We start from the raw sequence: 14,009 nt of genomic DNA, 5'->3' as shown, positions 1-14,009 counted from the left end.
GGTTCATTTCTCTTCTTGTCCTTTAATTTTCATCAGCATTTCCGCCACTGAGAATTCCATTTTGGAAAATGCGAACCATTTTTTCCCCAGATCTTTCAGTGAAGCACCGATGTGATAAATAGCATCTTCATCTATTATGAGAAATCTATCGTGTGATTTGGAGAACTCTTTAACTGAAAGTAAAGGATACTGTTCGTTAAATTTTTTTATATCCAAGGCGAATTGTTTTAAGATTTTTTTTGTATAGATTGTAACCGTAACATCTCGCTTCTTTTTTGTGAAAAAAGTAAGTATTGATTCGTCAATATAATTGTCGATAAGGATAATCGAAGACTTTGCCGAGCGTATCAAATCAGACACAAATGTATAAGCATCAAATACTTGACCTTCATAAAAAATGCCCTGCCGTTGCGGTAACGCTTTCGCTTCTATTGCATTCAAAACAGTTTCAATTTTTTTACTGTTTTCATCGACTTTACTATCTGTTCTTATTTGTTTTTGCTCAATAGTATCTATGCGTTTAAATATATAAGCGTTCTCCGTCAAAAATCGTCTCATCGCTATAAAGGCTTTCATAATATTGACGCTTACTTTTACGGCAGTTTCGCTCCGTAAGACTGCCGATAGCATTGCCACGCCTTGCTCTGTGAAGGCGTATGGCGGTCTTCTGAGTCCCATCTTATCCTCATTGGAAATCACAATCTGTGATTTCCAATTTTCAAATTCTTCATCCGATAGCTGAAAACAAAATTCAGTAGGGAATCTGCCCATATTCCGCTTCACTGCCTGATTGATAGCCCTTGTCTCCACGTCATACAGTACGGCAAGATCACGATCAAGCATCACCTGAAAGTCTCGGATTGTGTATATTATTTTTTCTATTGATAATTGATTACTCATACGCTGTCAACCCAGCAATCTCGCGCCCACCGGCAAGTTTTTTCAACAACGGTATTAAATCTTCCATCAATTCCAGTTCGTTTTTTGTTCTGTCTTTCCAACTCAATCCAAGTGGTTCCATCAGATCGCTGAGTTTTTCGCCGTCAAAAACCATTCGGTCAATAATTGCATCTACAAATGATTGTAATGCTTCCGGCTCTAGCCCATGCTTGCAGGCTGCCTCCGCCATGTCTTTTTCGGCATTTTCAGTTTTAAATTTCTGATAACCTTCTTTTATTTCCTTTTCGTCTAAACCCTTACCCACTTCCAAACTATTAATATACGCCACAATATCCTCACGTTCATCTATCAAATTGGCGCTTGAGCTAAGCAGGTCGATGAGTTGCTCCCGTGTCATTTTCTGTTTGCCCGGCTTGTTTTGTGTGAAACGGGAAATCAGCTTCATAATGTAATCGTAGTCTATTACAGCAGAGGCAAACAGTACAAATTCAAAATCCAGTTGCTGCACAGAGGGATCTGCATTGATTCCTTCTTTTTGCTGTCTTTCTTTTAACTGTTTGGCTGTTTCTAAATAAGAGCTCCTGAACGAACGTAATTGGTCTTCGGGAATAAGTGTTTCAATATGCGCTTTTTGTTCAGGTGTTAGATCGGTGTATTGGTCTAACTGAGTTTTCACACGTTGTATTTCTTTAAAGCGGTTAATGAAGTTAATTCGCGCAGTATCTCCTTTAAGATTATAAACTTCTTGTGGTTCGCATACCAAATCGCTTGCTTGCATAAAATCACCTAATGCGGCTACTGCTTTTTTGTATTTTTCAATTACTTCAGGAGCCGGGTCAACCAACCATATTTCTTTAGCCCGTTCTGTACCCTGACCGCAAAAGAGTGCGATGGCCTCATCGACCTCTTTGGTTTGCATTCTAAAATCAAGGATATTTCCATAGGGTTTTGTGTCATTCAACACCCGGTTTGTTCTAGAAAAAACCTGTATTAATCCATGTTGCTTTAAATTTTTATCAACATAAAGGGTATTCAGATACTTTGAGTCAAAGCCGGTTAACAGCATATCGACAACGATAACCAAATCGATCTTGTTTTTATGCGGATAATCGGCATTGCTATACTTGTGGTCTTTGATTCTCTTCTGTACATCCTGATAGTACAAATCAAAGTCATAAATACGATGGTTTGTCCCGTATTGCTTGTTATAATCAACAATAATTGCTTTTAGAGCTTCTTTCTTTTTATCCGGTTCTTGTTCGTTGTCCGCTTTTTCCTGCGGCAAATCCTCCTGAATCTGCTGGACATCTTTATTTCCTTCGGCAGGAGGTGAGAAGACACAGGCAACATTTAATGGCGTAAAATCTTCATTCTCTTGTACACGCTTTTTTTGTATCTCTTTGAAGAGTTCATGATACTCTATAGCGTCATTTATTGAGCCTGTCGCCAATAATGCGTTGAATCGTCTTGCATTAGTGGCAGAGTCATGTTTGTCAAGAATCGAATCCACAACGGCTTTTTTACTGATGGTATCTGCTGTTTTAACCTTTTTCTTGCTATCCGGCTTGAAATAATCCACATGGAAACGAAGGACATTGCCATCGTCAATGGCGTGAGTAATGGTGTAAACGTGCAGTTGTTTTTCAAAAATATCTTTGGTTGTCTTGTAAGAGCCTACGGTACCATCCACTTGTTTATAAGTTGCGTTTTCCTCAAATATAGGCGTTCCGGTAAAACCGAAAAGCTGTGCTTTGGGGAAGAACTCTTTGATGGCTTTATGATTATCGCCAAACTGTGCGCGGTGGCATTCATCAAAAATAATGACAATCCTTTTATCACGAAGCGGCATTAACCTTTCTTTAAAGGTCAGTCTGCCTTTTTGCTTACTGTTTTGGTTTCTTTTACTGTTTTCATCAAGGGCAAGACCAAGTTTCTGGATAGTGGTAACAATCACTTTATCAGCATAGTCTTCTGATAACAACCGCTGTACCAGTGTTTCCGTATTGGTGTTTTCTTCAACACAACCTTCCTGAAACTTGTTGAACTCATCTCGGGTCTGTTTATCGAGGTCTTTGCAGTCAACCACGAATAAGCATTTTTCAATATCGGGATTATCTTTTAGAAGTGTTGATGCCTTGAAAGATGTAAGGGTTTTTCCACTTCCGGTGGTGTGCCAGATGTAGCCATTTCCTCTGTTTTGATGAATACAGTCCACAATAGCTTTGACAGCGTAAATTTGATACGGCCGCATGATCATTAATTTCTGTTCGCTAACCACTAGTACCATATAACGGCTGATCATTTGTCCCAGTGTACATTTTGCAAGAAACCTTTCGGCGAAATCATGCAAATGGGTGATTTTCTTATTGGCTTCATCAGCTAACTGATAGATGGGCAAAAATCTTTCATCCGCATTGAAAGCAAAATGGTCTTTATGGTTATTAGCGAAGTAATAAGTATTGTTTTCGTTACTGACAATAAAAAGTTGCATAAAACAGAGAAGTGAATTAGTAAAACCATTTCCGGGGTCGTTTTTGTATTCAACAATCTGCTCCATCGCCCTTTTGGGTTTTACCTGAAGAGTTTTAAGCTCAATTTGAACAGCCGGAACACCATTAATCAGTAAGATGACATCATAACGATGATGACTATTTTCAGTATTTATTCGTAGTTGATTGATGACTTCGAACTCGTTTTTGCACCAGTCCTTGATATTAACCAGGGTATATTGCAGGGGTGTATCATCATCTCTGCGAAAAGTATTTATTTCACGCAATGTTTTTGCTGCTGTGAATACATCAGCAGTAATAATTTCGTCTCTAAGTCGTGCAAATTCAGAATCATTCAGATTTACTTTATTGAGTCTTTGAAAGTGCTCTCTGAAATTTGCTTCAAGCGAGACCTTATCCAGAATATCATCGCGGTATGTGTATTTAAGGTCTTTAAGATTATTGATTAAAGTTCTTCTATTTGTCTTTCAGATGTCATTCACATTCACCTTTCAATCCTTCTTGTTTCTCTCTTCCAAGGCCATGGACTGTATTTTAAAGCCGGGCAATTCAATTAGCGAATATAGGGATTTGCCGAGCTCTTTTCATTATGACACATTCCTTCTTTTTCAACCTTAATTAATGTATAACGCTGCCAATAACCGGCGCGTTAATTAGCATTGTTATACAATTTTTTTATTCTTTTCTAATTTTGATAGTATTGAAGGAGCAAATCTTTCACTCATACCAGCGATGAAACCTATAGCAATTATTGACAATTCAATATGATTCATTTTAGAAAAAGCAGGCAAAAACATTTCAGATCGCACAAGCAATGAGGCCAAAAGGGCCGATAACATTCCAGCTATTATCCGATACATGCTTTCGAGTTCATGGAGCTTTTTCCCTGCAAGACAATCTATGGATTCTTTTCCCATTCGGAAAATAATTGATAAAAATGCCCCTAGCCCGCCAGAAACCATTGCAAGACTGATAATAAATGCGGATTCTCCTAGCGTGAGTTTATCACAAAATAAGGCATGAAGCAACGTAACATAAATACAGTCAATGCGTTAAGCACAACATCAATTGTATACACTGAGTCCTTGAAGTTTCAGCCGATGTTTGTGGAAATCCATAATGCCTAACGCATTCATCAACAGAGATTCCTTGTCGGACATTTCTTCCAATTTGTAGGTAGCCTTAACTCTCCCTCTGGCCTTTGTTTCTTCAAGCATAGCAGAAAGCCTTATATTATTAAGGGTGTCTAACAGGGTATCTAACGTTCCACTAAATTGTGCGTGCGCTTTTGCCTGATACCACACAATCGCCGCCATTAGGTATCCGAGGACGCAAATAAAAAAATGCACCCTGATTTTCTGATCCGTCCAGTGAAATTGCGGTTTTAAAGCAAGGTGATAGGGGTTCTTGAGATTTCTAAAGGCATGTTCAATTTTTGATTGCCCATAGTAGGCTTTTATAATGTCCGCGGTATCCCAATCGTGATGGTCTGTCATAAGAATCCTGAACCCCAGTTCCCCTTCTATTTCTTCGAGCTTTTTCTGGTCGATTGAAAAATTCAATTGAAACTTGCCTTCAGATACCTCTTTTAACGACCAATCGATAACATCCTTCGCAAATTGACATTTCACTACACTTCTTATCGTATCCTCCAGACCCTCTTTGTCCCGCATCTTTCCCTTTGGATTACACAGATGCTGCTGTAAGAGCTTTAACTGATGTTCTGCCTTTTCCAGAGACTGAGACATTCCCCTTAATTGCCCAACCTTTAATTTCTCGGAAATAAATACGACAACGGTTCTTTCCTGCCCCCAAATAACCCGTTTGTCATGGTACACCTGTATCTTACTGCCGTCAACGTCATATTCCCTGAAATTACACATGGCATCCCCTACCAACTGCTTGTGATGATACGGTGTAAGCGCTCCAACGTAATGCAATGCCAATCTCTCTACAATAGCCATATTGTCCATGGAATTGTTTCCACGATCAAAAACAATAGTGTGCTTTTTGCTGTCGAAACCTAATCCGGTCATCCTGTCTTTTATCGTCTCAAGAACCGCGCTGAACACCTTTGCATCCGCCATGTTCCCCTGATAGGTATGGTGAAACAACGGTATCATGTCGTTACGTGTAACGACCATCGCCAACCCGACCTGCCTGAGATCGTATCGCTTTTGTTTGTTTTTCCCCCGCCGGGCAATAGTGCATCGCAGATTAGTTGTGTCGATATACGTGAAAAAATTGGTTGTATCAAAAAACAGTGTGTCGCTTTGAAGGTTGTATGTTTTAAATGTCTTTTCAATTAATTCGCGCTCGATTTCTGCAATGGATTCTTCAGGAAGTGCATCCATCAAATCCCAGAAATGCTGACTGTCTATTTTACTCAAGCTGTGTCTGAGTAAGTATTCGGCAGTAGTCGTCTTTGCCCAATCCCACCATCCTCTTTTGCTGGTAGGCACACACACTCTCCCCACGGCACCCAACAAGAGGGTACTTCCGGCGGTCAGATTATTTCGAACAGGTTTTTTAGCACAATACTGCCGTGGCGACTTTATATATTTATTAATCACGGAAGGGACGTCCAGGGCATTGGCCACACTTAGCAATGCGGCTACCGCGCCATGTGAATAAGATTTGAGCCGTAATTTTTCGGTAAGACCTTGCAGTTGTTTTAATAAATCGTCTGCCTTGCCAAGATAGGCCAGGACGATGGGCCTGGGCTTGCCGTTAACGCGCCGCGATTCGACAATATACCAATATTTATAACCTCTGGAGTTTTTAGATTGAATGGTAGCCATGGCTATTAGTTGTTAGTGTATACGTAATAGATTAATACTCCGTGTATAATAGTATATACAGGCATATAATGCAATATAAATATAGTATTATTCAGTGTATACATAATTTTTTAGACAAAAAAAGTCGCAACCCGATACAAATCATTGGATTGCAACTTGATGTCTTTGTCTTACACCTTATTTCGTGATAAACTCACGCTAGGACTTTTATGCTTAAATCACGAAAAACCCAAAAGAGAACACCAACTGCAAATATGATTAGTGAGGTTATACCTGCTCGGTTTAAATACCATTGACGCGATATTTCCTTACCTCTATCCATAAGGAAGTTTTCAGCATGGACGAGTATACTCGAAGCCTTTTTGTAATCATGCTTTAGGCTCCTTGCCAAAGCCTCACCTAATAATCTTTTAAAATTTAACTGGTTGTTTTCGGAAAGATGAACAATTGGTTTGCATTCCAACAATGCAACCGTATTTAATATTTCGTGATGCTTCTCTGGAGATTGCGGGCCTTTTGCATCAAACTCTTTACTTGTTATCCAGTCTAAATCATTACGATGATCTATAAAGGCAATAAATTCCTCTGTATCTAAAATTAGATGTTTTAGTTCAAGTGGCCCCCATTTGTCTTTGTTGTAATCTGTGATCATTTTCTCACCGTTTAAACAATAGCAAATGGGTAAAAGTCCATACGTCTCCCAGCATTAAATACAGGGCTTTGAGGTGCATTTTTTGCGTATGTCATTGTTTTTGCCTGATCAAAAGCTGCATTTATTTTGACAATGCCATATTGATTGTTGTTTGTAGGCGAAAAATATTTCGGGGCAGCTAACAACTCTTGAGTAAAAACACCGCCACTGCCGTCGTCACCAGCAGATTGGTTGATATCACATGAATATGCAACAATACGACCTTCAGGGTTAGCCATTACTGCGTCATCGAATATTTTTCTATAATCTATGGGTATGGCCGCACTTTTCATAAATGCCTTCATTGCGGCTCTCGTTTCTTCCATTGTCTCGACTCTAATTAATTTTCGACACACATCGACTATGACCAAGTGACGTTTGTTTCTAGGATTTATACTGCTAATCGAAACAGTCTCATTTTCTTTTACATACATTACCGTTTCATCAAGACCTTTTCCGACACGATGCTCACCATGCCCAGAGCAAGAAATAAAAACATAATCTTTGTACCTAGCCGATTCGATTTGCGCATCCACAGCGGCGGAACTGGGATCTGAAAGGGTTACTATTTCGTCTGCCCTCCAAGCCCCACCCTTATTCGACAATAAAAACTGTTTAATATTCCCCATATCAGTGGTCACGCCAGGAAGTTCCGGTTTTACGCTTGGGGATCCAATTAGTATTGCTTGTCTCGATATCGCCATATGATTTCTCCTTTTTGTACCGGATAGGTCACGGGCATTGCTGCCCGATTCCCTCCTAAGAACTGTACGTGATAGTTTCCCATCATACAGCTCAAGCACCTGTTTAAGCTTCTCTTATGGAGAAACCCGCTAATAAATTTCTTCACGTTAATAACTGACTGTCAGTATATCAAAAAAAACGAAGGGGGCACCAGGCTTAGCACCCGTCATTTGCGTTCCCTTCTTTCAACTGATTCATTCAATGTTCACGTAATAAGGCACCTGCCAACTATCAGCCTCATTACTGAGCCGGTAATATTTCAACCGGTATCTCTTCCATTACAGAAAAGCATTCGCTTCCTTATGGCATCTCACCCCCAGTCCTCCAACAGCATGCCTCACGGTTAGCCTGCCCATAGGGCGAAGGTCTGAGTTTCCACGTTCCGTATAATTGACCCTGTAAATGACTTAGATGCGTCCTGGACACCGGTGGTTCTACAGTTCCGTGCAAGCACGTTAGAGACTTGCAACTTTACCAACATGCTATTCACTGGGGAATAACCTTCGACCTGTTAAACCTAGTAGGTCTGTCGCTCATTGACGATGCGTGCGGACATTCATATATTTTCATCATATCATTCGTTCCTAGCCCTTAACCGGATAGGTTTTCCGGAGGGGTCTGCCTGTCGCCATTTCGACTCAATTCGGTACGTTGTCCGTGAGGCTTCGCACCCCGTCGTCAGCGCAATGGTAGCACGCTCACGTAGGAATAAGCAGGAACATGCTTAGTACACTCAAGAAGAAAATCTTCTTTTAGTACAATCAATTATGCGACATCGTGTCGCGACTAACGATAGAAGTCAGGAACAGCCAGGGCTACCACTGACCTCAATAAAAACAAAAATATTTCAATATAAAAACGAACTACAAAAACGCCTCGGCCCTGGCTGTTACCTGAACTGACGGGTTATAGTGCTTTTTCGTATTACCTTGGCTTCAAATACTTTAGGAGTTCATTGGCAGCATGAACAATCCAATCAGTATCTTTGTAAGCCCATCCACCCATGCCATCTATATTTAACTTAATGTTTTCACTACCTTTACTTTTCTCATAATTATCAATTGCCCTTTTAAAGGAACGTCTATTCCAAAAATGGAGCTGTTCGCAAATTAGAGATAGGGTTATGCCATAGGATCCTGTCAAATTGAAGCGAGGGTTATTTCTAATAGCTAAGAGTTCACTACGAATTGGATTAATCAATTCATTAAACTCTTTCCTTTTATCTCTTCCGATAGCGAGTCGGTTGCTCACAAGATATCCAATAAAAGCTCCAAGAAGAGCAAATGCAAATTTTTCCAAAATATCATTCATAGGACCCTATAACATCCATTTATTGAGGGTTTCATAATCATTCTGGCTCGAAAATAAGACTACAAAAAATAGCTTAAGTACATGTACCGCAATATGATATGGCTATAAAACCATTTTCATCGTTTCTGGGTGTTGCTAATGCAACATGATGACTGCTTTTGTATAATTCTTTATCGCACTATAACAAGTAATTGTTAAGTTTATAGATAACACCATATAAAGTTACACATTCTTATTCTATTATTGCTTTTTCTTCAAAAACAAATAATTTATCATGGATAATCCGTCATTTTTGTATATTGTCTGTAAGGAATGGGGATTATTACATTTTCCTTGATATTCCGCAAGAGGGTACTTTTGGAAAAATAGGGTCACACCTTGATTAGTGATTTTACCTTTTATAATTGTTTATTGGCTTCATCTTCTTTAAATATCTTTTATTTCATAACACTTTAGTTTTTTGAACAATTCCAATAATAGTGCTGCTGCTTGCCGGATAGTAGTGTAGGGGTGGAGCATTTGGTATAAACGGTTGCGGCTCGTTCCTCATTTGAGCTATCTAAGTAGAGACAGGTTTCAAACCTGTCTCTACCATGTAGTGCGACGAGGTTCGTCGCACCAAAAAAAAAGTTGTGCGATAAGGAATAGGGTCTACTCAAATAGTGCGACGAACCTCGTCGCACTACAAAGGATAATTTCCAGTTTCAAAAGACTAAAGTGTTACTTTATTTCATAGTAGCTACTCTCGTACACTCCGACTTATAATCACTGATCAAGGTGTGAACCCAAACCTCATGTTTGCAACCTGAGCCCGCCTGGAGTCTGCGCATTTTAGTCTTTGTCATTTTACTTCGGCCTTTTGCTCCTTTGCCCACGTATCACGCAGTAGCGCCGTTCTGTTAAAAACAGGTTTTTTACTGGCGGTGTCTTTTGCATCAACGCAAAAATAACCTATGCGCTCAAATTGGTAACGGCTCCCGGGTTTAGCATCTGCCAGTCCAGGTTCTACACGGCATTTAGCTATTATTTCCAGGGAATTTGGGTTTAGAAACTTTTTAAAATCAGTTTCATCTTTTTCTCCGCATGGAGATTCCTTTATGAATAAATGGTCGTACAAACGCACTTCTGCTTCAATTGAATGTTCGGCAGAAACCCAATGTATTGTGCTCTTGACTTTACGGCCATCCGGTGCGGAACCGCCCCGTGTTTCCTGATCATAGGTGCAGTGCAATTCTTTGATTTCGCCGGTCACTTCGTCTTTTATTGCCTTTATACAGGTAATGAAATAGGCGTAGCGTAAACGGACTTCACGCCCGGGGGCAAGGCGAAAGAATTTTTTGGGCGGTTCTTCACAGAAATCATCCTGTTCTATATATAAAACCCTGGAAAAAGGCGCCTTTCGTGTCCCCATATTTGGGTCTTCCGGGTTGTTTATACACTCCAATTCTTCCACATGACCCTCGGGGTAATTAACAATGACTACCTTAAGCGGGCGCAATACCGCCATTACCCGGAGAGCATGTTTATTAAGGTCTTCGCGGACAAAGTGTTCCAGCAGTGCGATATCAACCATGCTCTCTCTCTTTGCCACTCCAATTCGTTCGCAGAAATTGCGTATTGCTTCCGGTGTATATCCCCTCCTTCGCATGCCTGAAATAGTAGGCATTCTTGGGTCGTCCCACCCACTTACCTGCTTTTCCTCTACCAGTTCAAGTAATTTTCTCTTGCTCATCACGGTATAGCTGAGGTTGAGGCGTGCAAACTCTATTTGTTGCGGATGGCATTCCACCCCTAACGTGTCGAGTATCCAATCATACAGGGGGCGATGGTTTTCAAATTCTGTTGTGCATATGGAATGCGTGATCCCTTCAATGGAATCGGAAAGGCAGTGGGCAAAGTCGTACATCGGATAAATACACCATGTATCGCCGGTCCTGTGATGCTTTGTACGCCGGATGCGATAGATAGCAGGATCTCTCATGTTTAAATTGGGAGATGACATATCAATTTTTGCGCGAAGCACCTGAGCGCCATCCGCAAACTCTCCGTTGCGCATGCGTGTAAATAAATCAAGATTTTCTTCTATGGTTCGTGTGCGATAGGGGCTATCCTTTCCCGGTTGAGTCAAGGTGCCGCGGTGCTCTCTTATCTCGTCAGCGCTTAAACTACATACATAGGCCTTGCCTAGCCGTATCAACTGTACCGCATACTCATACAGCTTTTCAAAATAATCGGATGTGTAATAAAGATGCGTTCCCCAGTCAAAGCCCAACCAATGTACATCGTTTTTAATTGACTCAACATATTCAATTTCCTCCTTGCAAGGGTTTGTATCATCAAACCGCAGGTGACATACACCACCTTTATTTTCCAGGGCAATACCAAAGTTAAGACAAATTGATTTTGCATGCCCGATGTGCAGGTATCCGTTTGGTTCCGGCGGAAAACGTGTAACCACCCTACCGCCGTGTTTATTCGTTTTTATATCTTCCGCAATAATTTCCCTTATAAAATCAATCCCGGAAGCAGGATTATCTGTAGACATATTATTTCACTCCTTTGCGACCGAAGGTCATGGATATTTTATTCTTTTGAATTAAAGGTTGAATTTTATCATTCTAACACCATTAAGCAACAGCATTTTTAGGTGCGTTTCGCACAGGCAAGATGCCTGTGCCACAGATCTGTGTATCATTTACGCTGAATAGTTACGGTGAAAATGCTGTTTATCATTGTTTGTACAAGACTTCTTCTCTAAAATGAAGTTTTTATTCTCAATTATGTTAGCGTTTAGGAATTTCAATGTTAATACGTTTTATGAAAAAATTGAAAACACTTTGGCAAAGAAGCATTGTTTACAGGGTATTTGTAAAGAAATACCGGCGCTATTTTATTATTGGGGCAATCTCGCTCATTACTGTGGATATTATTAATATATTTCCCCCACTTATTATAAAAAAAACCATAGATATGCTTTCCGGTGACAGTAACATGCGAGGCATTGCATATTATATCGGCTTATTTCTACTGGCGACATTTTTCCAGGGGGCATGCCGCTATGTGTGGCGGATATATTTCATAGGAACGTCTTTTCGGTGCGAGCATGACCTCCGTATGGCTTTTTTTAAGCATATAGAAACACAATCACAGCGTTTTTTCCAGAAATATAAAACTGGCGATCTGATGTCCAGGGCTACAAACGATATGAATGCTATCCGTATGGCAGTTGGGCCTGGATTATTAATCGGGCTTGACGCCTTGTTGTATTTTATAGTTATTCCTCCGATTATTATCTGGTTGTCCCCCAAACTATCATTATTTACCTGTATATTGATGCCCTTAACGCCTTTTATTGCTTATAAAATCAGGAATGTTATTGACCGCCAGTTTTGTAGTGTCCAGGAACAATTTTCAAGGGTCAGCGAAAAGGTACGGGAGAGCATTTCCGGTATCCGTGTGGTAAAGTCTTTTAACATTTCTCAACAGGAAGAAGCGGCTTTACGGGAATTGTCAGAAGATTTTGTAAAGAAGAATCTTAAGCTTGCCATTCCGCAGTCTCTTTTGGGTCCAGCCTTTGAGTATATTACTTATTTGGGAATAATCATGCTGCTTTGTATTGGCGGAAGAATGGTCATTCAAGGCGATATTACGCTTGGCACCCTGGTCGCTTTTCAAAGTTACATATCAATGATGATTTGGCCTATGACGGCTGTAGGTTGGTGTGTCTCATTATTGCAGCGCGGTAATGCGTCTATGAAACGTATTGATGAAGTGATGGAGGAAAAGCCTGAGATCGACAAACATTCTGTAACAAGTAAAAAAGTAACTTTGAAAGGAGATATTGAGTTCAGGGACGTACATTTTCAATATTATAAACAGGATAAATGGATATTAAAGGGCATACACCTTAAAATACGCGCTGGGCAACGTGTGGCAATTGTAGGGTCTATCGGCAGCGGTAAAACAACGTTGTTAAGCCTTTTGCCCCGGATACTATCAGTAAAAGACGGTACGGTATTTATAGACGGGATGGATATCAATGCTATGGATGTTACATTGTTGCGCAGGTGTATTGGTTTTGTTCCTCAGGAGGCATTTCTGTTTTCTGAACGAATTGCAGATGCCATTTTGTTTGGCAATGCAGGGGAGGAAACGGGTGAAAAAGTGAGAGAACTTGCCCGTATGGTAAAACTGGAGGCAGAAATCCAAAAACTACCCGAGCAGTATGAAAGTTATTTAGGCGAACGCGGAGTTAATTTGTCGGGCGGGCAGAAACAAAGATTAACCATTGCGCGTGCGCTGGCGGTAAATCCGGACATTATTATTATGGATGATTGCCTCTCTGCGGTGGATGTTCAGGGGGAGCATTTTATTCTGCACAACATAGCGACAAAATTTCCCGGCAAAACACTCATTATTGTTACACACAGATTACCGGCTATCAGGGATTTTGATGTAATTGTTGTTATGAAAGAGGGCATGATTGTTGAGAAGGGCACACATGCAGAGCTTATAAAAATGAACGGGGAATATTCGGCGCTTTACAGGAAAGAGGAGCTGGAAGAAGGCATAGAAATATTGTAGGGGCGAAGCATTTGCTATAAATTGTCATAAATGCGCTCAAACCCAAAACTGGCAAATGCTTCGCCCCTGCTTAAATGTATAGTAATTTCAATCGTAACGCTTTGGTTTTTTGAAAAATGTATTACCTATAAACTCCGTAGGAGCAGCCTGTTTGTAGCAAAACAGAATATTATAACAGATCGTAGAGACAGGTTTGAAACCTGTCTCTGCAATTAGGAGCGACCTGTCTCTTGTAAATCCATATTAAACAGGTCTGCCTGAATACGGACAGGCCGCTCCTACGGAGCTATTTTACTCTATTGAATTTTATTGTGCTACAAACAGACCGCCCCCTAACGGGGCTACATGGTATTTTTTCTATCCCGTGAATTTTTCAAAAAGCTAAAATGTTACCAATCGTAACATTTTGGTTTTTTTTAAGTAGCAGCGAAGTATTTGAGGGGATTTAAGCTAATCTTTACCCACAAA

At 40.4% G+C, this 14,009-nt stretch carries 9 protein-coding genes; 1 reads left to right on the top strand and 8 read right to left on the bottom strand.

Translation table 11 applies throughout. The features are described from left to right. Positions 1 to 3 precede the first annotated feature (3 nt). The 8 genes from KSMBR1_RS12785 to KSMBR1_RS12750 form a co-directional block, all read right to left on the bottom strand. Positions 4 to 900, bottom strand: coding sequence for an ORF6N domain-containing protein (locus KSMBR1_RS12785; protein WP_197705193.1), 897 nt, complete (start codon positions 898 to 900; stop codon positions 4 to 6). Next, entirely contained in the window at positions 893 to 3,856 is a 2,964-nt protein-coding gene (locus tag KSMBR1_RS12780) for a type I restriction endonuclease subunit R (protein WP_099325683.1), read from the bottom strand. The genes KSMBR1_RS12785 and KSMBR1_RS12780 overlap by 8 nt, the downstream gene beginning before the upstream one ends. A gap of 216 nt (positions 3,857 to 4,072) precedes the next feature. Continuing rightward, the gene (locus KSMBR1_RS12775; protein WP_157820584.1) at positions 4,073 to 4,327 is read right to left on the bottom strand and encodes a hypothetical protein; all 255 of its coding nucleotides are present in this window, start codon (positions 4,325 to 4,327) and stop codon (positions 4,073 to 4,075) included. A gap of 147 nt (positions 4,328 to 4,474) precedes the next feature. Continuing rightward, positions 4,475 to 6,211, bottom strand: a complete 1,737-nt coding sequence (locus KSMBR1_RS12770) for an IS1634 family transposase (protein ID WP_099323573.1) — start codon at positions 6,209 to 6,211, stop codon at positions 4,475 to 4,477. Between the two features lie 193 nt (positions 6,212 to 6,404). Beyond that, on the bottom strand, positions 6,405 to 6,863 hold the full coding sequence (locus KSMBR1_RS12765; RefSeq protein WP_099325681.1) for a hypothetical protein: 459 nt from the start codon (positions 6,861 to 6,863) through the stop codon (positions 6,405 to 6,407). Between the two features lie 11 nt (positions 6,864 to 6,874). Then, positions 6,875 to 7,606, bottom strand: coding sequence for a caspase family protein (locus KSMBR1_RS12760; RefSeq protein ID WP_157820583.1), 732 nt, complete (start codon positions 7,604 to 7,606; stop codon positions 6,875 to 6,877). Between the two features lie 964 nt (positions 7,607 to 8,570). Next, complete coding sequence (locus tag KSMBR1_RS12755) at positions 8,571 to 8,957, bottom strand: hypothetical protein (protein WP_099325679.1); 387 nt, start codon at positions 8,955 to 8,957, stop codon at positions 8,571 to 8,573. Between the two features lie 841 nt (positions 8,958 to 9,798). After that, positions 9,799 to 11,502: a glutamine--tRNA ligase/YqeY domain fusion protein gene (locus KSMBR1_RS12750; RefSeq protein ID WP_099325678.1), complete on the bottom strand. Its 1,704-nt coding sequence runs from the start codon at positions 11,500 to 11,502 to the stop codon at positions 9,799 to 9,801. A gap of 257 nt (positions 11,503 to 11,759) precedes the next feature. Here KSMBR1_RS12750 and KSMBR1_RS12745 point away from each other — a divergent pair, with 257 nt between their 5' ends. Continuing rightward, entirely contained in the window at positions 11,760 to 13,541 is a 1,782-nt protein-coding gene (locus KSMBR1_RS12745) for an ABC transporter ATP-binding protein (RefSeq protein ID WP_099325677.1), read from the top strand. The last annotated feature ends 468 nt before the right edge of the window (positions 13,542 to 14,009 follow it).

It is taken from the genome of Candidatus Kuenenia stuttgartiensis (assembly GCF_900232105.1).
In the GTDB taxonomy this organism is placed as follows: Bacteria; Planctomycetota; Brocadiia; order Brocadiales; family Brocadiaceae; genus Kuenenia; species Kuenenia stuttgartiensis_A.
Note: the sequence above shows the minus strand (reverse complement) of the source record. Positions and strands in the feature narration are given on the sequence as shown.

What these genes read in the sequence shown, in the direction of transcription:
- KSMBR1_RS12745 (WP_099325677.1), top strand. Translation starts at nt 11,760, where the DNA reads ATGTTAATACGTTTTATGAAAAAATTGAAAACACTTTGGCAAAGAAGC.
- KSMBR1_RS12755 (WP_099325679.1), bottom strand. Translation starts at nt 8,957, where the DNA reads ATGAATGATATTTTGGAAAAATTTGCATTTGCTCTTCTTGGAGCTTTT.
- KSMBR1_RS12765 (WP_099325681.1), bottom strand. Translation starts at nt 6,863, where the DNA reads ATGATCACAGATTACAACAAAGACAAATGGGGGCCACTTGAACTAAAA.
- KSMBR1_RS12770 (WP_099323573.1), bottom strand. Translation starts at nt 6,211, where the DNA reads ATGGCTACCATTCAATCTAAAAACTCCAGAGGTTATAAATATTGGTAT.
- KSMBR1_RS12760 (WP_157820583.1), bottom strand. Translation starts at nt 7,606, where the DNA reads ATGGCGATATCGAGACAAGCAATACTAATTGGATCCCCAAGCGTAAAA.
- KSMBR1_RS12775 (WP_157820584.1), bottom strand. Translation starts at nt 4,327, where the DNA reads ATGGGAAAAGAATCCATAGATTGTCTTGCAGGGAAAAAGCTCCATGAA.
- KSMBR1_RS12750 (WP_099325678.1), bottom strand. Translation starts at nt 11,502, where the DNA reads ATGTCTACAGATAATCCTGCTTCCGGGATTGATTTTATAAGGGAAATT.
- KSMBR1_RS12785 (WP_197705193.1), bottom strand. Translation starts at nt 900, where the DNA reads ATGAGTAATCAATTATCAATAGAAAAAATAATATACACAATCCGAGAC.